The sequence below is a fragment of the Pseudooceanicola sp. DL12 genome (assembly GCF_056270665.1).
The window spans coordinates 3,766,322-3,785,367 of sequence record NZ_CM149884.1 but is presented as its reverse complement, the minus strand read 5'-3'; the positions used below and the strand labels follow the sequence as shown (position 1 = coordinate 3,785,367).

Genomic DNA, 19,046 nt, shown 5'->3' with positions numbered 1-19,046 from the left:
TCCGATCAGCCGGGCCCGCGCCACCAGCCCGCGAGCGGTGGCGCGGGGCACCGGGAGACGATTACTCGGCGGAAGCTTCTTCCGCAGCTTCGGCGGCTTTTGCTGCCTTGGCTTCAGCACGTTCCTGAGCGGCCTTGCCCGGGGTGCCCTTCTTGGGGTTGGCGCGCTCTTTCTTGTCGATCACGCCGGCGGTTTCGAGGAAGCGCGACACGCGGTCGGTCGGCTGGGCGCCCTTCTCGATCCAGTACTTCACGCGCTCGATGTCGATCTTCACGCGCTCTTCGCTGTCCTTGGGCAGGAGGGGGTTGTAGGTGCCCAGCTTCTCGATGAAGCGGCCGTCGCGGGGCATGCGCGAGTCAGCGGCGACGATACGGTAGAAGGGGCGCTTCTTGGAACCACCACGGGCGAGACGGATTTTCATGGCCATTGTTGAGATCTCCTTTGAATGGCGTTGGTTCGGCGGCTTTGCCGCCAGGCAGTCGAGGTGAGGGGGGCGGTGGCCGCTGGCCCCTCAGGATTGGTGTTGCCGGTGATGCCGGATCACCTCCTGAATGATGAAATTCAGGAATTTCTTGGCGAAAGCGGGGTCGAGGTCGGCCTCTTTCGCAAGCTCTTCGAGGCGCGCGATCTGCATCTCTTCACGCGCGGGATCGGACGGGGGCAGGTCGTGTTCGGCCTTCAGCTTGCCCACGGCCTGAGTATGTTTGAAACGCTCGCCCAGGGTGTAGACGAGGATGGCATCGAGGCGGTCGATGCTCTGGCGGTGCTCTTTCAGCACCTCTGCTGCGCGCGCGACGGCGTCTTTGGTCACGTGGTCAGTCAAGGGCGTATCCTTTCGGGCGGAACAGCGGATCCTGATAGGAGCGGATCTCCATTTCGATACCGTCGGCAATCTGGCCGCCCTTGAGGACGGCAGGCGAGGGATGGCGATAGCAGACGTCGTTGCCATCGACAGACTTGGCCTCGGGGTCCTTCACCGCGCCGAGGCGCTCGGCCAGGCGGATCGAGTCCAGGTTCTTGGGGTCGACATAGGAGACAGCGCCCTCCCAGCCGAGTTCGTCGTAGAAATAGGCCCGCGCGGCATGGGTCGCCTCGAGCGCATAGCCGCGTCCGGCGGTCTCGGGCCAGATGATCCAGGCGAGCTCGGCCTCGGGCCATTGCGCGGGTTTCCAGCCGCCGGCCATGCCGAGGGGCTTGTCGGTTTCCTTGTCGTGCATCATCCACATGCCGTAGCCGCGGATCTGCCAGTGACCGATCTCTGCCGCGTAGAGCATCCAGGTCTCGTAGGGCGAGAGCGGGCCGCCCATGAAGCGGGAGCGGTAGGAGCTGAAGGTGGCGCGGAAATCCGGGTAATCCTGCGGCTCCGGGCCACGCAGGACAAGACGGTCGGTTTCCAGCACGGGGATATCGCCGGGTTGCATCATCGCCATCACGCGACCTCCCTCACGGAAGGATGCCGGTAGACCAGGCAGGGCTTGCCCAGCAGTTCGCCTTCACGCTCGACCACGGCGCCGAGCCGTTCGGCCAGGGCGCGCGAGCGGGTGTTGTCGGCGTCGATCAGGCTGATCAGGCGATCGAGGTCGAAGGTGTCGGCTGCATAGGCACGGATCACCGTGGCGGCCTCCTGGGCAAAGCCCTTGCCCTCGGCGCCGGCAAAGAGATGCCAGCCGAGTTCCGGCTCGGGCCATTCGACGTGATTGATCACGCCGATGCGGCCAACCGGCTGACCCGAGGCCTTTTCCTCAAGCGTCCAGAAGCCGTAGCCATGCCAGACCCAGTGACCGATCATCGAGGTGAGACTGCGCCAGATATCAAAATCGCGGTCTGCGGGGCCGCCGATGAAACGGGTGCGCTCGGGATCCATGGAGAAGGCGCGCAGGGCGTCCCAGTCGCTGGCCAGCGGGCCGCGCAGCACTAGCCGCTCTGTTTCCAGGCGGGGCACGGGGATCGAGAAATGGGACGCGGCGGGCTGCTTCATGCGTAGGCCTCCGCACCGCCGTTGATCAGCGCGTCGGGGCCGGGATGGCGGTAGACATGCAGCAGGCCGAAGCGCGGATGCTGGTAGTCGCTGTCGTGGTGGGCACCAAGGCGGGTGGCAACCTGGGCCGAGCCGGTGTTTTCCGGCGCGACGAGACTGATCGCGGTGCTCCAGCCCAGCACATCGTAGGCATAGGCGCGGGCGGTCGCGGCGGCCTCGGTGGCGTAGCCGCGGCCCTCGAAGCCGTTCATCAGGTCCCAGCCGATTTCCGGCTCGGGCCAGCCTTCGGGGTTCCAGAGGCCGACCATGCCGGCAGTGTCGCCGGTTTCGGTGACGTCGACCATCCAGCGGCCATAGCCGCAGAGCGCCCAGTGGCCGATCTCGGTGGCCAGCTGGCGCCAGGATTGCTCGCGCGTCATCGGGCCGCCGACGAATTTCGACCGGTCCGAGGCATAGAAGGCGGCAAGCGCATCGACATCCCGGGCGCCGGGGGCGCGCAGGGTGAGGCGCTCGCTGGTGAGGGTGGGGATGGAGAAGGACGTGGTCATTCGATCCCCTCCAGCAGCTTGCGGCCCTGGGCGGTACGGGGCACGTGGCGCCAGATCCGCAGATCGCCGGTCATGTGGTGATAGAACATGCCCTCGGCACGCGCGCCGAGACGCTCGACCATGGCGATGGAGCGGTCGTTGCCGGGATCGACGAGGCTGATGCAGGAGGCCCAGCCCTTTTCCTGGAAGAGCCAGTCGAGCACGCAGCGCGCGGCCTCGGTGGCCACGCCCTTGCCCTCGGCGCCGTCGAGCAGCTGCCAGGAGAGCTCGGGCTCGGGCCAGCCCTTGGGGAACCATGGGCCGACGAGACCGCAGTTCAGGCCGGTTTCCTTCTCGATTACGGCGAAATGGCCATAGCCGCGCAGGTGCCAGTGGCCGATGATCGTGGCGATCGACCACCATGCGGCTTCCTCGTCGGGGTGCTGATCCACGAAGGGACGGGCGCCCGGCATCAGGTAGGCGGCCACGGCGTCGAATTCCGGCGCGGCAGGGCAGATCAGTTTCAGGCGCGCGGTTTCCAGCACCGGGTAGATGGGGGAGGAGGGCATCATGCGCCTGCCTCCTGCCCGGCGGTGGCATGACGGGGCCATGCCGCAGCCGCTCCGGCGCGGAGCGCCGGCTGCAGCCCGGAGGCGGGCTGATGCGGGATATGCGACATGGTGAAGGTCATCCTGAGGTTACTTCTTCTTGCCGAAGCCGGAGAGGCCGGGGGGCAGGGCGCCGCCGCCAAGACCCGGAAGGCCGGGCATGCCGCCCTTGCCGCCCATGGCCTTTGCGGCCTCTTCGAGGGCTTTCGGATCCATCTGCGAGGGGTCCATGCCGCCGGGCATGCCGCCCTTGCCGAACATGCCCTTCATGGCCTGTTTCATCATGCCGCCTTTGCCCATCTTGCCCATCTTCTTCATCATGTCGGACATCTGACGGTGCATCTTCAGCAGCTTGTTGAGGTCGGAGACCTCCATGCCGGCACCGGCGGCGATGCGCTTCTTGCGCGAGGCCTGCAGCAGCTGGGGATTGGCGCGCTCGCGCTTGGTCATCGACTGGATCAGGGCGATCTGGCGGGCGATGATCTTGTCGTCAAAGCCCGCGTCCTGCACCTGCTTGGCCATCTTGCCCATGCCGGGCATCATGCCCATGACGCTTTCCATGCCGCCCATCTTCTGCATCTGCTCGAGCTGCATCTTGAGGTCGTTCATGTTGAACTGACCCTTCTGGAAGCGCTTCATCATGCGCTCGGCCTGTTCGGCCTCGAGCGTCTGTTGCGCCTTTTCGACCAGGGCCACGATGTCGCCCATGCCGAGGATCCGGCCGGCGATCCGCTCGGGCTCGAAGGTCTCGATGGCGTCCATCTTCTCGCCGAGGCCGACGAAGCGGATCGGCTTGCCGGTGACGGCACGCATCGAGAGCGCGGCACCACCACGGCCGTCGCCGTCCATCCGGGTGAGGACCACGCCGGAGACGCCGATCTTGTCGTCGAACTCGGTGGCGACGTTGACGGCGTCCTGGCCGGTCAGCCCGTCGACCACGAGCAGCGTTTCGCGCGGGTTGACCACGTCGCGGACATCGGCGGCCTGCTGGATCAGTTCCTGATCGATGTGCAGGCGGCCGGCGGTATCGAGCATGTAGACGTCGTAGCCGCCGAGGCTGGCCTGGGTCTTGGCGCGCCTGGCGATCGAGACGGGATCCTCGCCCTTGACGATGGGCAGGGTATCGACGCCGATCTGGGTGCCGAGGATCGCGAGCTGTTCCATGGCGGCGGGGCGGTTGACGTCGAGCGAGGCCATCAGGACCTTCTTGCCGTCACGTTCCTTCATCCGCTTGGCAAGCTTTGCGGTGGTGGTGGTCTTGCCCGAGCCCTGCAGGCCGACCATCAGGATCGGCGCGGGCGGGTTGTCGATCTTGAGCTTGCCCGGGTCCTCGGAGCCGGTCAGCACGCCGATGAGCTCGTCATGGACGATCTTGACGACCTGCTGGCCCGGGGTGACCGACTTGGTGACCGCGGCGCCTGTGGCCTTGCTTGTGACCGCCGTGATGAAGTCGCGGGCCACGGGCAGCGAGACGTCGGCCTCGAGCAGGGCCACGCGCACTTCGCGGAGGGCGGTTTTCACGTCCTCTTCGGTAAGCGACCCCTGCTTGGTCAGGCGGTCGAAGACGCCGGAGAGGCGTTCGGATAGATTTTCAAACATGCCCCGGCCCTCCTTCAGGCCTCTGACTGACTGCGTTAACCCCCATTTGGGCGAGGGCGGTTCAAAGCTCAACCTCTGATCCGGGGAAAGGGACAAAGCCCAAGCGCACCAGTGGGCGCAACGCGCTGACTGGTGGCGATCCCCGCAAAGGCGATGGGACCGGAATCATGGCAGACTCCGGGAATTGACTTGGCGTTTAGGCGCATGGGCGTGGAGAGTCAAGCATTGCAGGGCTTTCTTTGCCTTTCCGGACCGCGGGGATACGGCCCGGAGCGCCCTGTGGCATTGGGCGAACCGGCGCCGACGGGGTCTTCCGCGGGGATGAACATAACAGCTATGTCCGCCATCCCTATTGCATCTGCGCACGAGAAGGGCATTGATGGCGGCAACAATGACTTGAATGCACAGGTTCGCCATGGACAATTGGGATGAGATCCGCACCGCCTACCAGGTAGCCCGTCTGGGCACCGTCTCTGGTGCGGCGGATGTTCTGGGCGTGCACCATGCGACGGTGATCCGTCACATCGATGCCCTGGAAAAGCGGCTGGGCGTGAAACTGTTCCAGCGTCACACCCGCGGCTATACCGCCACGGAGGCGGGGCAGGACCTGCTTCGGGTGGCGCAGGCCACCGACGACCAGTTCAGCCAGCTGTCGGCGCGTATCAAGGGGCGCGGCAACGAGGTTTCGGGCGAGCTCGTGGTGACCACGATCGGCGGGTTGAGCCAGCTGCTCGTGCCGCTGCTGGCCCAGTTCCAGGAAGCCTACCCGGATGTCATCCTGCGCTATCTGACCTCGGCGCGGCTGTTCCGGCTGGAATACGGCGAGGCGCATGTGGCAATCCGCGCCGGCAGCCCGCCGCAGCAGCCCGACAACGTCGTTCAGCCCTTCCTGCGCCTGAAGAGCGCGATCTATGGCAGCAAGGACTACATCGAGCGCCACGGCATGCCGAAGATCCCGGGCCGCATGGCCGGGCATCGCTTCGTGGGTGTGGATGACCCTGCAAGCCGGGCGCCCTTTGCCCAGTGGATGCGCGAGAACATTCCCGCGCACCAGGTGGTGTTCAAGTCCGGCGATCCGCGCGCCGTGCGTCAGGCCGTGCTGTCCGGCGTGGGCCTGGGCTTCCTCGGGACCTACGAGACCGAGGCGCATGACAACCTCGTCGAGGTGCATGAGCCGCTGGAAGACTGGGAGAGCCGGCTCTGGCTGGTCACGCACATGGACCTGCACCGGACGACCAAGGTGCAGGCCTTCCTGAACTTCCTGAAGGACAACACCGTGCACCTGCGAGACGAGACGATTTGAGCGGCTCGGACCAGGGGCGCCAGACATCCGGATTGGGCCTTGCGGGGCAGGGGCACCTGGCGATGCTGGTGTTTTCCTGCATCGTCGCGGGGTCCTTTCCGCTTGGGGCGATGGCGGTACGCCATGTGGACGCCGGTGCCCTGATCGCGGTGCGCTTCGTGCTGGCCGCGATCTGCGTGGGCGTGGCGGCGCAGGTCGGCGGCGGCGGGCTGAAGCGCGCGCATTTCCGGGCACCCTGGCGTTACCTGCTGCTGGGCGGCACCTTTGCCGTCTACTTCGTGACCATGTTCGAAGGTCTGCGCACGGCGTCTCCGGTGACTTCGGCCTCGATGTTCACGCTGGTGCCGGTGATGGCGGCGGGCTTTGGCTGGCTTCTGCTGCGCCAGCACACCAGCCGGCGCATGGCGCTTGCGCTGGCCATCGGCGCCTGCGGTGCGATCTGGGTCATCTTCGACGGGCGCCTCTCGGCGCTGCTGGGGTTTCACCTCGGGCCGGGCGAGAAGATCTACTTCGTGGGCTGCGTGGCCCATGCGATCTATGCCCCGCTGGTTCCCAAGCTGAACCGGGGCGAGCCGACGGTGGCCTTTACCTTCGGCACCCTGGTGGCCGGTGCGATCCTGCTGTGGATCTGGGCCTGGCCCGAGATCATCGCGACGGACTGGCTTGCCGTGCCGCCGGTGGTCTGGGTGACGCTGGTCTATACCGCGCTGGGTGCCACGGCCATCACCGGGGTGCTGCTGCAGTACGCCTCGTTCCGCCTGCCGGCGGCCAAGGTGATGGCCTATACCTATCTGACGCCGAGCTGGGTGATCCTGTGGACAGTGGCGCTGGGCGGGCCGATGCCCGCGCCGATGGTCCTGGTCGGCGTGGCCATGACAATCGTGGCGCTGCTGCTGCTTCTGAAGGACTAGACGTCCTCTTCCGCGATGCCGGCGTTCAGCTCGCTTTCGAGGAAGCGCTCGAAGGCATCCAGGTTGACGGCCTCGAACTGACCGAAGCCCTGCATCCAGATCGAGGCTTCGCGCAGGGCGTCGGGTTCCAGCTTGCACCATTTGACCCGGCCACGCTTTTCCTGCGTGATCAGCCCGGCGTTTGCCAGGATCACGAGATGTTTGGAAATCGCAGCCAGGGACATGTCGAAGGGCTCGGCGACGTCGGAAACCGCCATGTCATCCTCTAGCAGCATCGCCAGGATCGCGCGTCGCGTGGGGTCGCTGAGCGCGGCAAAGACCATGTCGAGAGGGGAGTGGGCGGGCGATGTCATGGCTGCCAGATAGGGCGCGGCCGGCCGAAACGTCAATAACAACGCTTAACCACGCGGTTGAACCTGAGCGGCAAGCAAGGGCTGTCAGGGGCGCGGAAATGGTTACTCAACCGGATGGTTGAGAATGCCTTTTGCCCGCAAACGACCGGATGCAGGCGCCGGATGGATGAATTTACAGCGAATTCCAAGGCAGATTTTCATGCGATTACAGTTAGTTGGTGTACGCCTCACGCGTCGGTGATCCAACTTGACTCATGTGGCCCTCGTGCTTAGCAAGGCATCAACCAAAGTGGGGACGTCTTCTTTCATGAGTGAACCCGACCACCGGGAAAAAATGGCCGATCTCGAGGCCAGGATTGCCGCGGTCAAGGGTGCGCCGAAGGAAGAGAAATCCCACGGACAGGATCATTATTCGGCGGCCCAGGTGGGTTGGCGCATGGTGACGGAACTCGTTGCCGGTCTTCTGATCGGTTTCGGCATCGGATTTGGGCTCGACTGGCTTGTCGGTACGGCGCCCCTGATGATGATCGTGTTCACCATACTTGGCTTCGTGGCCGGGATCAAAACCATGATCCGGTCCGCCCAGGAGCTGCAGACGGACAATACCGGCGAAAAATCTGCCGGGGATGAAACGAGGGATTGAAATGGCGAACGACGTTCAGACCAGTGGCGGTGGTGCACGGAAGATCATCTTCCTCGCGGTCGTGATTGTGCTCCTCGGGCTTGGTTTCTTCGTGGAACAGACCGCCGAGATGACGTTCCACCCGATGCAGCAGTTCGAGGTTCGTCCGCTCTTCGGTCACGGTGACGTTCACTGGTACACGATCACCAACGCCACGCTCTGGATGGCCGTCTGTGTTGTCGTGATCATGGCGCTGATGGTTCTGGGGACCTCTGGCCGAAAGACGATCCCGTCGCGGATCCAGTCGGTGGCCGAAATGGCCTATGGCTTTGTCTACAAGATGGTCGAGGACGTGGCCGGCAAGGAAGCCATCCGTTACTTCCCCTACATCTTCACGCTCTTCATGTTCATCGTGATGGCCAACGTTCTGGGCCTGGTGCCGATGGCCTTCACGCCGACGTCGCACTTTGCCGTGACGATCGTACTGGCGCTGGCGGTCTTCCTGACCGTGACGATCCTGGGCTTCGTGCTGCACGGCACGCACTTCCTCGGCCTCTTCTGGGTTTCCTCGGCGCCGCTCGCCGTGCGCCCGCTGCTGGCCCTGATCGAGGTGATTTCCTACTTCGTGCGCCCCGTCAGCCACTCCATTCGTCTTGCGGGCAACATGATGGCCGGCCACGCCGTGATCAAGGTGTTCGCAGGCTTTGCCGCACTGGCTGCCGTCAGCCCCGTGTCGATCATCGCGATCACCGGCATGTACGGCCTGGAGCTGCTCGTTGCCTTCATCCAGGCCTATGTCTTCACGATCCTGACCTGCGTGTACCTGAAAGACGCGCTGCATCCGGCTCACTGAGAATTACGAACGTGCAGGGTGCGTGATCCTCACGCCCCTCCCGAACCAAACCTATCCAGCCAATTCCAACGTAAGGAGAATACACATGGAAGGCGATATCGCAGAAATGGGCAAGTACATCGGTGTCGGTCTGACTGCCATCGGTATGGGCGGCGCCGCCATGGGTGTGGGCACCGTTGCAGGCAACTTCCTGTCGGGCGCCCTGCGCAACCCGTCGGCAGCTGCATCGCAAACCGCCACGCTCTTCATCGGCATGGCCTTTGCAGAAGCACTGGGGATCTTCTCGTTCCTCGTCGCTCTGCTGCTGATGTTCGCCGTCTAAGGCTTTCGGAACAGATCCTTACGCGCGGGTGGGTCCAAGTGGCCCACCCGTGGTAAATTGACTAAAAGATCCAGTTCCCGGGAGACGCAAGATGGCGACCGAAACGCATGAAGCCGCAGGTCATGCTGCTGACGCCGCAGGGCACGCAGCGTCCGGTGGCATGCCGCAGCTCGATTTCACGACCTGGGGCAACCAGATTTTCTGGCTTATCGTCACGCTGGTCGTGATCTACCTGATCCTGTCCAAGATCGCGCTGCCCCGTGTGGGCTCCGTTCTGGCAGACCGGGCGGGAACGATCGCAAACGACATCGCCATGGCGGAAGAGCTGAAGCAGAAGGCCAAGGACGCGGAAGCGGCCTATGAAAAGGCTCTCGCCGATGCACGCGCCGAGGCACAGAACATTATCGCCGCCACCAAGGCCGAAAACCAGGCCAAGCTGGCAAAGGCGATAGCTCTGGCAGATGAGACCATCGCGGAGAAAGCGGCAGAGGGCGAAAAAGCCATTGCCGAGATCCGTGCAGGTGCCGCCGAAGCCGCGGAGATCGTGGCCAAGGACACGGCAGTGGAACTGATCGCTGCCCTGGGCTTCACCGCTCCGACCGAAGCGGTCGACAGCGCCGTCAGTGCACGGCTGAAAGGATGATCCAGATGCGCAAGATTGCCGCCCTGATCCCCGCCTTTGCCCTGACCGCAAGCCCGGCGTTCGCGGCCACCGTCGAGAACCCCAAGTTCTTCTCGCTGGCCAACTCGAACTTCATCGTCCTGATGGCCTTCCTGCTCTTCGTGGCAGTGATCGTCTATTTCCGGGTGCCCGCCATTCTGGCCGGCATGCTCGACAAGCGGGCCGCTGGTATCAAGTCCGAGCTGGACGAGGCCCGCGCCCTGCACGAGGACGCCAAGAGCCTTCTGGCAAGCTACGAGCGCAAGCAGAAGGAAGTGCAAGCGCAGGCTGACCGGATCGTCGAGACCGCCAAGGCCGAGGCCGCCGCAGCTGCCGAGCAGGCCGAAGCCGACCTCGCGACCTCGATTGAGCGCCGCGTGAAGCAGGCCGAAGAGCAGATCGCTACCGCCGAGAAGAACGCGGTGAAGGAAGTGCGTGATCGGGCGGCCTCCGTGGCCGTGGCCGCCGCGCGCGAAGTGATCGCCAAGCAAATGACCCCCGAGCAGGCCAACAGCCTGATCGATAGCTCCATCGACGACGTCAAGGCACGTCTGAACTGAGGCTGAACGGTCTTGAAGATAGAAAGGCCCGGTCGGAAACGGCCGGGCTTTCTCGTGTCCGGATGCCGCAACAGGCTCAGTCGCGCTGGCGTTCCTGGTCGAGACGCATCTGTGCGACCTCGTTGCGGCGCTCGGCGGCGCGCTGTGCCTGGTAGGCCGACAGCACGAAGTCCAGGTGATCCTCGACGGCGCGGCGGGCGCCGGTCGGATCGCGCCGCTGCAGGGCATCGTTGATCGCCGCATGCTGATCCAGAAGCATGTCCCGGGTGCCGGCGCGAATGAAAAGCATGTCGCGATTGTAGAACACGCCCTGCCGGAGAAGCTCGAACATCGAGCGGGTCATGTGGAGCAGCACGGTGTTGTGACTGGCCTCGAGAATGGCCATGTGAAACTCCGCATCGAGGCGGGCCTCGGTGGCGGTGTCGTTTGCCTCGTGGGCTCGGCGCATCTTGTCCATGACCGTGTCCACCAGAGCGATATCGGCATCCAGACCATCCCGGGCGGCGCGTTCGGCAGCCTGCCCTTCGAGGTCGCGGCGGAAGGAGAGGTAGTCGGTGACGGCTTCTTCGTGACGCTGGAACAGATCTACAAGAGCCGGCGAAAATGCCGAGCCGAGCACGTCTGCCACGTAGACGCCCGATCCCGCGCGGCTTTCCAGAAGGCCACGCTCCTGCAGGGTAGCGAGCGCTTCGCGCAGAGACGGGCGCGACACCGCCATCCGGTCTGCAAGCTCGCGTTCCGCGGGCAGGCGTTCTCCGGGGCGGAGGATGCCGCGCAGGATCAGAAGCTCTATCTGGCGGATAACCGCGTCGGCACGTTTTTCAGGCTGGATCGGATGAAAGGGCATGGTGGGATCGCTGCTCCGTCTGTGGTCAGAATTTATGACCACAGCGTGCCCGGAGCAAGCGCAGTGCACCGACAGGTCAGAATTCCACGCCGATCTGCGCCTTGATGCCCGACCGGAAGGGATGCTTGATCAGCTCCATCTCGGTGACCAGGTCTGCCACGTCGATCAGCGGCTCCTTGGCATTGCGGCCGGTGAGCACGACATGGGTCATCGGCGGCTTTTCTTCGGCGAGGAAAGTGATCACCTCGTCCAGGTCGATGTAGTCGTAACGCAGGGCGATGTTGATTTCGTCAAGCAGGACCATGCAGTTTGCGGGATCGCGGATCAGCTCCTTTGCCTTTTCCCAGGCGGCCTGGGCCATCTCCATGTCGCGCTCGCGGTCCTGGGTCTCCCAGGTGAAGCCCTCGCCCATGGTGTGGAAGGCACATTTATCGGAGAAATGTTCAAGGATCAGGTCACGCTCGCCAGTCGACATGCCGCCCTTGATGAACTGCACGACGGCACAGGGCATGTCGTGGGCGATGCAGCGGAAGATCATTCCGAAGGCCGCAGAGCTCTTGCCCTTGCCCTTGCCGGTATGGACGATGATCAGGCCCTTCTCATCGGTCTTCGTGGCCATGATCTTGTCGCGGGCGGCCTTTTTCTTGGCCATCTTGGCGGCGTGGCGGGCGCTGTCTTCGGTCATCAGGCTCTCTTCTCTCCCTAGTGGATCAGGGAGACAACATAGGGTGCAAGGATGGAGGTCAGCAAGGCATTCAGCGCCATGCCGATCCCCGCAAAGGCGCCGGCTGTGTTGTGCACCTGAAAGGCGCGGGCGGTACCGAGGCCGTGTGCGGCTACCCCGGCGGCGAAACCGCGTGCGCGCCAGTCCCAGACGCGGCAGCGGTTCAGCACGAAGGGGGCGATGATCGCACCGATGATCCCGGTGAGCAGCACCAGCGACGCGGTGAGCGTGGGCAGGCCTCCGATGGCCTCGGAGATGCCGATGGCGACAGGCGCGGTCACCGATTTCGGTGCGATGGAAATCAGCGTCTGACCGGTCATTCCGAAGGCCTTGGCCAGTAGCAGTGCGGAGACCATGGCGACGATGGAGCCAACGACGAGGGAGACGACCATCGGCAGCGCGCTGCGCTTGACCAGGTCGATGTTGGCATAGAGCGGCACGGCCAGACAGACGGTTGCAGGCCCCAGCAGGAAGTGCACGAACTGCGCGCCGTCGAAATAGGTCTGATAGTCGGTGCCGGTGGCGAGCAGGGCCAGGACCAGGAAGACAACGGCCAGCAGGAGCGGGTTGCAGAGCGGAAAACGGTGGGTCTTGAGGTAGATCCAGTCACCGAGGATGTAGGCGCCAAGGGTCAGCGTGAGCCAGATCAGCGGTTGCTGCTCGAGATAGCTCCAGATGTCGGTGAAGTTCATTGCACCGGCTCCTTGTCGCCGGTCCATTTCAGCATGAACTTGAAGGCAAGTGCGCTGGCGGCGATGGCGAGGCCCGTCGAGATCAGGAGGGTGATGAAGAGCTGCACGCCGGAGGTGCGCAGCAGGTCGAGGTACTGGATGATGCCTACCCCTGCAGGGACGAAGAGGAAGGACAGGTGCATCAGAAGGCCGTTCACGGTGCCCTGGATGGCCGCAAAGAGCGGCGGATAGAGCATCATCGAAACGGCCAGGAGCGCCATGCCCAGAACCGGGCCCGGCAGAGGCAGGCCAAAGGCGCGGGACGCGACCTCGCCCACGAGCTGATAGACGAGAATGATGAAAAGGTGGCGGATCATCTGAAACTCCTGGCTGGCAGGCCCTTGGGCTAACGCTGGGTCAGGAGAAAGAAAAGTGGCCGCCACCGGGATGCCGCCATGCAGAAAGCGAAAGCCGGCCGGGAAAAAGGGCCATGGCGCGGCAAGGTCCGTCCGCAGGCAACCGCCCTGCCGGCTTTTCCGCCCCTGCTGCCTATTCCGCGGGCAGGGGGGGGGGTGGCACGCAGGCTGCCCCGTGGCTGCCTCGCGGCTGCATCAGGCCGGGACGTCCCTTGCGAAGGTCAGCGAGGTGGGGCGCGAAAAGCCCGGATGGGCCGTGCGAGCCACCTCGCGAAAGCCGAGCGCGCGGAACGTTGCATGGTTTTCCTGAAGCTCGACCCGCGTCTGCAGGCGGATCTGTGGCAGGCCAAGCGCCCGGGCGCGGCCCTCCGCATGGGTCACCATGAGGCGCGCCAGGCCGCACCCCCGCTGCACACGGGCGGTCGCAAGTTTGCCGAGATAGAGGTGATCCGCGCGCGGCGTGAGTATCATGCAGGCAGCCGGGCCCGGCAGCACCCAGAGCTCGTTCTGTGCTGCCTCTTCCTTCAACGAGGCCGGCGTCATGCGGCCAAGGGACGACGGGGGATCAATCCGCCTTTCCATGTAGGCGAAACTCTCTGTCAGCAGGCGCAGGACGGGGCGCATGTCGTCTGCGGCAGAGAGGCGGATGGGTGTCATGGGGCCGGACTCGCCCGCAGCGCGGCGAGCCGGGCGGCCGCCGAGTTCGACTTTGGCTGCCACATTCCGCGGTCGATCGCTTCCTGCAGGCGGTCTGCAATCTCCTGCAGGGCCGGGGCGTTGTGACCGGCGATGAAGTCCCGGGTTTCGTCGTCTTCCAGGAAGGCATCGTAGCAGAGATCGAAATGATGCGGTTTCACGGCGCCAGTCGTGGCCGAGAAGGCAAATAGATAATCCACCGTCGCGGCGATCTCGAAGGCGCCCTTGTAGCCGTGCCTCTTGACGCCGTCGATCCACTTGGGGTTCACGACGCGCGAGCGCATGACGCGGCTGATCTCCTCTTCGAGGGTGCGGATGACCGGGCGCTCGGGGCGGGAATGGTCGTTGTGATAGAGCGGTACGTCGGCGCCGCGCAGGCTGGCCACCGCGGCGGCGGCCCCTCCCTCGAACTGGTAGTAGTCGTCGCTGTCGAGAATGTCGTGTTCGCGGTTGTCCTGATTCTGGACGATGGCCTCTGTCTGGGCCAGGCGCGCGCGCATGCCTTCGGTGTCACGGGTGCCCTCGTCCCGGGCGCCATAGCTGTAGCTGCCCCATTGCAGGTAGGCCTCGGCAAGATCGGCGCGGTCGTTCCAGAGGCGTTCGTCAATCATCGCCTGAAGGCCGGCGCCATAGGCGCCCGGCTTCGAGCCATAGACACGGGCCTGGGCCTCTCCGGCGCGCATGCGGGCCGCGGCGGGGTTCATCTCTGCGGGTTCGTCGAGCGCCTGGACCGCACGTGCCGCGCTGTCGAAAAGGTCGATCAGTTGCGGGAAGGCATCGCGGAAAAAGCCGGAGATCCGCAGGGTCACGTCGACACGGGGGCGGTCGAGGGTGGACAGCGGCAGGATCTCGAAGCCGGTGACACGGCGATTGGCGTTGTCCCATTGCGGTTTCACGCCCATGAGGGCCAGCGCCTGGGCGATGTCGTCGCCGCCGGTGCGCATGTTTGCGGTGCCCCAGGCCGTCAGCAGCATCGTGCGGGGCCAGTCGCCCTGATCCTGCAGGTGACGCTCGATCAGCAGGTTCGCGCTTTTCCAGCCAAGCGCCCAGGCGGTCGGTGTCGGCACAGCGCGACTGTCGACGCTGTAGAAGTTGCGGCCGGTGGGCAGGGTGTCGAGGCGTCCGCGGGTGGGCGCACCGGACGGTGCCGGCGCGAGGAAACGCCCGGAGAGCGCGGTGAGCAGCCCCGCCTCCTCGTCCGGCCCGCAGGCGGCCAGCGTCGGCGCGATATCGGTGGCGATGCGATCCAGGACTGCGGTGCTCGCCGGGCCGGGCGCCTTGGCGCCGGACGGTGCGAGACTGGCCTCGATGAGGGTTGCGGCAAGCAGCTCCAGCCGCTCGACAGTGTCGCCGTTGCTGCGCCAGCGGGCATCGGTGACGGCACCGAGGGGCGCAGGACGGGGGCCAGTCCAGGGGGCGGCCATGTCGCAGTCGAGCGGGTCGAAGCCGAGTTCGAAATCTGCCGCAAGGGCGCGGGGCAGGGAGGCGTCGCCGCCTTGGCCTTTGCCGCGCGGAATGCGGGTCAGCGCCTGAAGGAGGTCGCGAAAGAGCCTGCCCTCGGGGGTTTGGCCGAAGATGTGCAATCCATCGCGGATCTGCGCCTCCTTCAGGTCGCAGAGCCAGGCATCGAGCTTGGCCAGGTCGGTCTCTTCCTCGCCGGTAAAGCCCGCGTCCTTGTCGACGCCGGTGACGGAGGTCAGCGAGAGGATCTCCCGGCGCAGGTAGTCGATCCGCCGGGGGTCGACACCGGCCGCTTCGTAATACTCGTCCACGAGCGCTTCGAGATCCCGCAGCGGGCCATAGCTCTCGGCGCGGGTAAGGGGCGGCGTCAGATGATCGACGATGACCGCCTGGGCCCGGCGCTTGGCCTGGGTGCCCTCTCCGGGGTCGTTGACGATGAACGGATAGACATGGGGCATCGGGCCCATGACCGCCTCGGGGAAACACTCCTGAGACAGGGCAATGGCCTTGCCGGGCAGCCATTCGAGGTTGCCGTGCTTGCCCATGTGCACGAGTGCCTGGGCGCCGAATTCCTCTCGCAGCCAGATGTAGAAGGCCAGGTAATTGTGCGGCGGTGGCAGATCCGGTGCGTGGTAGGTCTCGGTCGGGTCGATGTTGTAGCCGCGGGCGGGCTGGATGCCGACGACGACATTCCCGTGGCGCAGCACGGACAGCTTGAAGCCCGTTTCGTCGGTACCCTGAGGCGGGAGCGCTGCGGAAAGGATGAAGGGATCGGCCTCGGGCGGCCCCCAGCGGTCAATGACCTTCTGGCGGGTGGCTTCGGGCAGACGGTCGAAATGCCTGCGGTAGGTCGAAAGGGGCAGGGTGACGCCGCCATCCTTTGCCGCGCGATCGGTCAGCCAGTTGGTGGGGCCGGCGAGTATTGCCTGCATCAGGGTGTCGCTGTCGGCAGGCACTGCCTCCACGCTGTAACCTGCCCCCTGCAGCAGGTTGAGGGCATGAACCGTGGCAGCCGGAGTGTCGAGCCCCACGCCATTGGCCAGGCGGCCGTCCTTGTTCGGGTAATTGGCCAGGATCAGGGCAACCTTGCGATCCGCAGCAGCGGTGGCCCGCAACCGGCACCAGTTTGCGGCGAGGCTTGCCACGAAGCGGATGCGGTCGGCGCGCGGCCGGTAAGTCGCGATGGCGCATTGCGTGGCGCTGTCGAAATGGCTCTCGCCCTTGAAGCTGACGGCGCGCGTCAGGATGCGTCCATCGACCTCCGGCAGGGCCACGTTCATCGCGATGTCGCGACCGGAGAGGCCGGTGAGCCCGTCCGACCAGGCCTCCTGCGAGGAGGAGGCAAGGACAACCTGGAAGACCGGCGCCTGGTTTGCGGAGGGCTGGGTAAAGGGGTTCTGGTCGCCGCTGTCGCCATGGGGCGAGCCGGTGGCAAAGGCGGTGCAGTTCAGGATCGCCTGCGGGGCGGTTTCGGCGAAGAGCCCGTCGAGCGTAGCGGCGGAAACCGGATCCTTGAGCGAGGCTACGAAAACCGGCAGCGGGTTCAGGCCCCGCCCGCGCAGGGCGTGGACCAGCCCGTCGATGGGGGCAAGGCCTGCGCCCTGAACCAGAGCGCGGTAGAAGACCAGCGGAACCGTCGGCGCCTCTGCCTGCCAATGGGCGCGGAGCGTATCGAGGCTCGGGGCCGTTTCTCCGGGCCAGTAGAGGCCGGCGCGCAGGAGCGGCGCCGCCGGGGCGGGCTTTTCCGCTTCGTCCAGCAGGGCGCGGCAATAGGTGAGAAAACCAGCGGCATTGGCGGGGCCGCCCTCGACGAGATAGGCCCATAGCGCGTCGTAATCGGCGTCGGGCAGGGTCGAGAGGCTGCGCAGCTCGGGATCGGGTTTGTCGTCGCCGGGCAGGGCGGCAAAGGGGACGCCGGCCTCGTGCAGCCGGGCCGAGAATTGTTCCATGCCATAGCGCCAGTAGCCGGTTCCGCCGAGTACCCGCACAACCACCAGTTTCGATGCTGTGGCGCATTGATCGAGGTAGAGGTCGACCGACATCGGGTGCGTCAGGTCTGTCAGCCGGGCCAGGCGCAGGGATGGCGCGTCGGAAAGGGCCGCACGCGCCTGCGACAGGGCCGCCAGCTCGGTATCGGCGGCAGATATCACCACCAGGTCGGCAGGGGTCTGCTGCAGGTCGACGGCCTCGTTGCCATCATCGATGCGGCCGGGGGTGGCGGCGAGAAGGTGCATGGGACCTCTGAAGTGTCGAGCCACCGGAGGTGGACCACGGCGGGAGCCTCCGGCGGCAGTATTGGGGGCCAGATGACGGGGAGGCCGAAGAGCGCCGGCCCCTGCAGTGCTATCCGGCGGAAAGTGCCTTGGTCATGAAGACCGAGACGCCGTTGTCCTCGTAGTTGCCGAAGACGCCACAGCGGCTGAAGCCGTGGCGTTCGTAGAGCCGGCAGGCGGCAGCCAGGGCATCGCCAGTTTCGAGCTTGAGCTCGGAGAGACCTTCCTCGATGGCCTGGTCCTCGATCCGGCGGAGGAGGGCGGCGCCGATGCCGCGGCCGCGGGCGACTTCGTCGGTGAAGAAGCTCTTTACTTCGCCGTAGCCGTCCTTGACCTGAAGCGCGCCACAGCCCAGCACATCGCGGCCGATGCGCGCCGTGAAGAAGCGGATGTCGTCACGGGCCAGTTCGTCATGGCTGAGGAAATTGTTTTCCTCTGGCTTGTAGAGCGCACGCATCAACGCCTGTGACGCGTCGAGGAGCCTGACCGCGTCGGGCGCGGTCGGTGTCGTGCTCTCGACGATGATCATGCGGCGAGTGCCTTTTCGATGGCGGCACGATCAAGACCGGCCTGGCCGATGACGACAAGGCGGGTTTCACGGGTACCGCTGCCGAAGGGCTGATCGAAGTAGCTGTCGATGCGGGGGCCCACAGCCTGGATCGTCAGGCGCATGGGCTTGCCGGTGACCGCTGCAAACCCCTTGAGACGCAGGATGTCATGGGCGCGGATCACCTCGGTGACCTTTGCCGAGAAGGCCTTTGGATCGGTGATCTCGGGCAGGGTCACGACGAAGCTCTCGAAATCATCGTGGTCGTGGTGATGATGGTCGTGATCGTCGTCCTCATCGTGATCGTCGTCGTGATCGTGGTGGTGATGATGGTGCACCTCGTGGCGGCCTTCCATGTCACCCTCGGCGCCGATCCCCATGCCGAGCAGCACATCGACGGGCAGGGCGCCCATGGAGGAGGAGACCAGTTGCACGGAGGGGCGTGCGCCGGATTTCAGCGCGTCCATGGTGGAGGCGAGTTCGGCCGAGGAAAGCAGGTCAGACTTGTTCACCACGATCATGTCGGCACAGGCCAGCTGATCCTCGAAGAGTTCGGCGAGCGGCGTTTCGTGGTCGATGCTGTCATCTGCGGCTCGCGCGCGGGCCACGGCGGCCTCGTCGGCTGCAAACCGGCCCTCGGTCACGGCCTTGCCGTCCACCACGGTAACGACACCGTCCACGGTGACCTTGGTCGAGATGCCCGGCCAGTTGAACGCGCGGATAAGGGGCTGGGGCAGGGCAAGCCCGGAGGTCTCGATGACGATGTGATCGGGCTTGTCCGGGCGGGCCAGCAACGCCTCCATCGTCGGCACGAAGTCTTCGGCCACGGTGCAGCAGATGCAGCCGTTCGAAAGCTCCACGATGTCCTCTTCCTTGCAGGCCGCGTCGCCGCAGCCGCGCAGGATGTCACCATCCACGCCAAGGTCGCCGAATTCGTTGATGATCAACGCGATGCGCTTGCCCTCGGCGTTGGACAGCATGTGGCGGATCAGGGTTGTCTTGCCGGCGCCGAGGAAGCCGGTGATGACGGTCGCGGGGATCTTAGCGGGCATGGGAAGCTCCGGGAAACGTGTACGAAAATGCAAAGCGGCGCCGGAGGGCTGGCCCCCGGCGC

23 protein-coding genes are annotated in these 19,046 nt (G+C 65.3%); 7 read left to right on the top strand and 16 right to left on the bottom strand.

The features are described from left to right. Positions 1-61: 61 nt before the first annotated feature. The 7 genes from rpsP to ffh form a co-directional block, all read right to left on the bottom strand. Positions 62-427 carry a 30S ribosomal protein S16 gene (rpsP, locus tag AC0WR5_RS17745; protein WP_475865140.1) on the bottom strand — a complete coding sequence of 122 codons (366 nt, stop codon included), beginning with the start codon at positions 425-427 and terminating at the stop codon, positions 62-64. Between the two features lie 84 nt (positions 428-511). Next, positions 512-811 (bottom strand): chorismate mutase, encoded by a 300-nt coding sequence (locus AC0WR5_RS17740; RefSeq protein WP_475869058.1) that lies wholly within the window; start codon positions 809-811, stop codon positions 512-514. Between the two features lie 4 nt (positions 812-815). Next, positions 816-1,421 (bottom strand): GNAT family N-acetyltransferase, encoded by a 606-nt coding sequence (locus tag AC0WR5_RS17735; RefSeq protein WP_475869057.1) that lies wholly within the window; start codon positions 1,419-1,421, stop codon positions 816-818. Positions 1,422-1,429: 8 nt separating this feature from the next. Then, positions 1,430-1,978, bottom strand: a complete 549-nt coding sequence (locus tag AC0WR5_RS17730; RefSeq protein WP_475865139.1) for a GNAT family N-acetyltransferase — start codon at positions 1,976-1,978, stop codon at positions 1,430-1,432. Further along, complete coding sequence (locus tag AC0WR5_RS17725; RefSeq protein ID WP_475865138.1) at positions 1,975-2,526, bottom strand: GNAT family N-acetyltransferase; 552 nt, start codon at positions 2,524-2,526, stop codon at positions 1,975-1,977. The genes AC0WR5_RS17730 and AC0WR5_RS17725 overlap by 4 nt, the downstream gene beginning before the upstream one ends. Beyond that, entirely contained in the window at positions 2,523-3,077 is a 555-nt protein-coding gene (locus AC0WR5_RS17720) for a GNAT family N-acetyltransferase (RefSeq protein ID WP_475865137.1), read from the bottom strand. Before AC0WR5_RS17720 ends, AC0WR5_RS17725 begins: the two co-directional genes overlap by 4 nt. 126 nt (positions 3,078-3,203) lie before the next feature. Beyond that, entirely contained in the window at positions 3,204-4,712 is a 1,509-nt protein-coding gene (ffh, locus tag AC0WR5_RS17715; RefSeq protein ID WP_475865136.1) for a signal recognition particle protein, read from the bottom strand. Positions 4,713-5,127: 415 nt separating this feature from the next. Here ffh and AC0WR5_RS17710 point away from each other — a divergent pair, with 415 nt between their 5' ends. Next, positions 5,128-6,015: a LysR family transcriptional regulator gene (locus tag AC0WR5_RS17710; RefSeq protein ID WP_475865135.1), complete on the top strand. Its 888-nt coding sequence runs from the start codon at positions 5,128-5,130 to the stop codon at positions 6,013-6,015. Between the two features lie 62 nt (positions 6,016-6,077). Further along, positions 6,078-6,926, top strand: a complete 849-nt coding sequence (locus AC0WR5_RS17705) for a DMT family transporter (RefSeq protein WP_475869055.1) — start codon at positions 6,078-6,080, stop codon at positions 6,924-6,926. On the opposite strand, the gene AC0WR5_RS17700 is transcribed toward AC0WR5_RS17705, so the two are convergent. Next, the gene (locus AC0WR5_RS17700; protein ID WP_475865134.1) at positions 6,923-7,279 is read right to left on the bottom strand and encodes an ArsR/SmtB family transcription factor; all 357 of its coding nucleotides are present in this window, start codon (positions 7,277-7,279) and stop codon (positions 6,923-6,925) included. The two genes, AC0WR5_RS17705 and AC0WR5_RS17700, sit on opposite strands and share 4 nt — an antisense overlap. Before the next feature lie 307 nt (positions 7,280-7,586). On the opposite strand from AC0WR5_RS17700, the gene AC0WR5_RS17695 reads away from it, so the two are divergent. The 5 genes from AC0WR5_RS17695 to AC0WR5_RS17675 all read left to right on the top strand — a co-directional run bounded on the left by AC0WR5_RS17695 (position 7,587) and on the right by AC0WR5_RS17675 (position 10,297). After that, positions 7,587-7,922: an AtpZ/AtpI family protein gene (locus AC0WR5_RS17695; RefSeq protein ID WP_475865133.1), complete on the top strand. Its 336-nt coding sequence runs from the start codon at positions 7,587-7,589 to the stop codon at positions 7,920-7,922. Positions 7,923-8,031: 109 nt separating this feature from the next. Then, complete coding sequence (locus AC0WR5_RS17690) at positions 8,032-8,754, top strand: F0F1 ATP synthase subunit A (protein WP_475869054.1); 723 nt, start codon at positions 8,032-8,034, stop codon at positions 8,752-8,754. Between the two features lie 85 nt (positions 8,755-8,839). After that, positions 8,840-9,076, top strand: coding sequence for a F0F1 ATP synthase subunit C (locus AC0WR5_RS17685; RefSeq protein ID WP_475865132.1), 237 nt, complete (start codon positions 8,840-8,842; stop codon positions 9,074-9,076). A 91-nt stretch (positions 9,077-9,167) separates the two neighbouring features. Beyond that, positions 9,168-9,719: a F0F1 ATP synthase subunit B' gene (locus AC0WR5_RS17680; protein WP_475865131.1), complete on the top strand. Its 552-nt coding sequence runs from the start codon at positions 9,168-9,170 to the stop codon at positions 9,717-9,719. Positions 9,720-9,724: 5 nt separating this feature from the next. Continuing rightward, on the top strand, positions 9,725-10,297 hold the full coding sequence (locus AC0WR5_RS17675; RefSeq protein ID WP_475865130.1) for a F0F1 ATP synthase subunit B: 573 nt from the start codon (positions 9,725-9,727) through the stop codon (positions 10,295-10,297). A 76-nt stretch (positions 10,298-10,373) separates the two neighbouring features. Here the strand turns inward: AC0WR5_RS17675 and AC0WR5_RS17670 are convergent, their stop codons facing one another. The 8 genes from AC0WR5_RS17670 to cobW all read right to left on the bottom strand — a co-directional run bounded on the left by AC0WR5_RS17670 (position 10,374) and on the right by cobW (position 18,984). Continuing rightward, positions 10,374-11,144, bottom strand: coding sequence for a FadR/GntR family transcriptional regulator (locus AC0WR5_RS17670; RefSeq protein WP_475865129.1), 771 nt, complete (start codon positions 11,142-11,144; stop codon positions 10,374-10,376). A 76-nt stretch (positions 11,145-11,220) separates the two neighbouring features. After that, on the bottom strand, positions 11,221-11,829 hold the full coding sequence (gene cobO / locus AC0WR5_RS17665; protein ID WP_475865128.1) for a cob(I)yrinic acid a,c-diamide adenosyltransferase: 609 nt from the start codon (positions 11,827-11,829) through the stop codon (positions 11,221-11,223). A 17-nt stretch (positions 11,830-11,846) separates the two neighbouring features. Further along, positions 11,847-12,560: an LrgB family protein gene (locus AC0WR5_RS17660; RefSeq protein WP_475865127.1), complete on the bottom strand. Its 714-nt coding sequence runs from the start codon at positions 12,558-12,560 to the stop codon at positions 11,847-11,849. After that, a complete protein-coding gene (locus tag AC0WR5_RS17655) occupies positions 12,557-12,916 on the bottom strand; it encodes a CidA/LrgA family protein (protein WP_475865126.1) in 360 nt (119 codons plus the stop codon). Before AC0WR5_RS17655 ends, AC0WR5_RS17660 begins: the two co-directional genes overlap by 4 nt. A gap of 234 nt (positions 12,917-13,150) precedes the next feature. Next, positions 13,151-13,612 carry a GNAT family N-acetyltransferase gene (locus tag AC0WR5_RS17650; protein ID WP_475865125.1) on the bottom strand — a complete coding sequence of 154 codons (462 nt, stop codon included), beginning with the start codon at positions 13,610-13,612 and terminating at the stop codon, positions 13,151-13,153. Further along, positions 13,609-17,346, bottom strand: a complete 3,738-nt coding sequence (cobN, locus tag AC0WR5_RS17645) for a cobaltochelatase subunit CobN (protein ID WP_475865124.1) — start codon at positions 17,344-17,346, stop codon at positions 13,609-13,611. Before cobN ends, AC0WR5_RS17650 begins: the two co-directional genes overlap by 4 nt. Before the next feature lie 109 nt (positions 17,347-17,455). After that, positions 17,456-17,914 (bottom strand): GNAT family N-acetyltransferase, encoded by a 459-nt coding sequence (locus AC0WR5_RS17640; RefSeq protein ID WP_475865123.1) that lies wholly within the window; start codon positions 17,912-17,914, stop codon positions 17,456-17,458. Next, positions 17,911-18,984 carry a cobalamin biosynthesis protein CobW gene (gene cobW, locus AC0WR5_RS17635; RefSeq protein ID WP_475865122.1) on the bottom strand — a complete coding sequence of 358 codons (1,074 nt, stop codon included), beginning with the start codon at positions 18,982-18,984 and terminating at the stop codon, positions 17,911-17,913. The genes AC0WR5_RS17640 and cobW overlap by 4 nt, the downstream gene beginning before the upstream one ends. Positions 18,985-19,046: the final 62 nt, after the last annotated feature.

Excerpts from the sequence above, each read along its gene's own strand:
- AC0WR5_RS17650 (WP_475865125.1), bottom strand. The coding sequence starts at position 13,612 with ATGACACCCATCCGCCTCTCTGCCGCAGACGACATGCGCCCCGTCCTG.
- AC0WR5_RS17695 (WP_475865133.1), top strand. The coding sequence starts at position 7,587 with ATGAGTGAACCCGACCACCGGGAAAAAATGGCCGATCTCGAGGCCAGG.
- cobW (WP_475865122.1), bottom strand. The coding sequence starts at position 18,984 with ATGCCCGCTAAGATCCCCGCGACCGTCATCACCGGCTTCCTCGGCGCC.
- AC0WR5_RS17670 (WP_475865129.1), bottom strand. The coding sequence starts at position 11,144 with ATGCCCTTTCATCCGATCCAGCCTGAAAAACGTGCCGACGCGGTTATC.
- AC0WR5_RS17725 (WP_475865138.1), bottom strand. The coding sequence starts at position 2,526 with ATGACCACGTCCTTCTCCATCCCCACCCTCACCAGCGAGCGCCTCACC.
- AC0WR5_RS17640 (WP_475865123.1), bottom strand. The coding sequence starts at position 17,914 with ATGATCATCGTCGAGAGCACGACACCGACCGCGCCCGACGCGGTCAGG.
- cobN (WP_475865124.1), bottom strand. The coding sequence starts at position 17,346 with ATGCACCTTCTCGCCGCCACCCCCGGCCGCATCGATGATGGCAACGAG.
- AC0WR5_RS17685 (WP_475865132.1), top strand. The coding sequence starts at position 8,840 with ATGGAAGGCGATATCGCAGAAATGGGCAAGTACATCGGTGTCGGTCTG.
- AC0WR5_RS17680 (WP_475865131.1), top strand. The coding sequence starts at position 9,168 with ATGGCGACCGAAACGCATGAAGCCGCAGGTCATGCTGCTGACGCCGCA.
- AC0WR5_RS17720 (WP_475865137.1), bottom strand. The coding sequence starts at position 3,077 with ATGATGCCCTCCTCCCCCATCTACCCGGTGCTGGAAACCGCGCGCCTG.
- AC0WR5_RS17735 (WP_475869057.1), bottom strand. The coding sequence starts at position 1,421 with ATGCAACCCGGCGATATCCCCGTGCTGGAAACCGACCGTCTTGTCCTG.
- cobO (WP_475865128.1), bottom strand. The coding sequence starts at position 11,829 with ATGACCGAAGACAGCGCCCGCCACGCCGCCAAGATGGCCAAGAAAAAG.
- AC0WR5_RS17705 (WP_475869055.1), top strand. The coding sequence starts at position 6,078 with ATGCTGGTGTTTTCCTGCATCGTCGCGGGGTCCTTTCCGCTTGGGGCG.
- AC0WR5_RS17730 (WP_475865139.1), bottom strand. The coding sequence starts at position 1,978 with ATGAAGCAGCCCGCCGCGTCCCATTTCTCGATCCCCGTGCCCCGCCTG.
- AC0WR5_RS17690 (WP_475869054.1), top strand. The coding sequence starts at position 8,032 with ATGACGTTCCACCCGATGCAGCAGTTCGAGGTTCGTCCGCTCTTCGGT.
- AC0WR5_RS17675 (WP_475865130.1), top strand. The coding sequence starts at position 9,725 with ATGCGCAAGATTGCCGCCCTGATCCCCGCCTTTGCCCTGACCGCAAGC.
- AC0WR5_RS17660 (WP_475865127.1), bottom strand. The coding sequence starts at position 12,560 with ATGAACTTCACCGACATCTGGAGCTATCTCGAGCAGCAACCGCTGATC.
- rpsP (WP_475865140.1), bottom strand. The coding sequence starts at position 427 with ATGGCCATGAAAATCCGTCTCGCCCGTGGTGGTTCCAAGAAGCGCCCC.
- ffh (WP_475865136.1), bottom strand. The coding sequence starts at position 4,712 with ATGTTTGAAAATCTATCCGAACGCCTCTCCGGCGTCTTCGACCGCCTG.
- AC0WR5_RS17655 (WP_475865126.1), bottom strand. The coding sequence starts at position 12,916 with ATGATCCGCCACCTTTTCATCATTCTCGTCTATCAGCTCGTGGGCGAG.
- AC0WR5_RS17710 (WP_475865135.1), top strand. The coding sequence starts at position 5,128 with ATGGACAATTGGGATGAGATCCGCACCGCCTACCAGGTAGCCCGTCTG.
- AC0WR5_RS17700 (WP_475865134.1), bottom strand. The coding sequence starts at position 7,279 with ATGACATCGCCCGCCCACTCCCCTCTCGACATGGTCTTTGCCGCGCTC.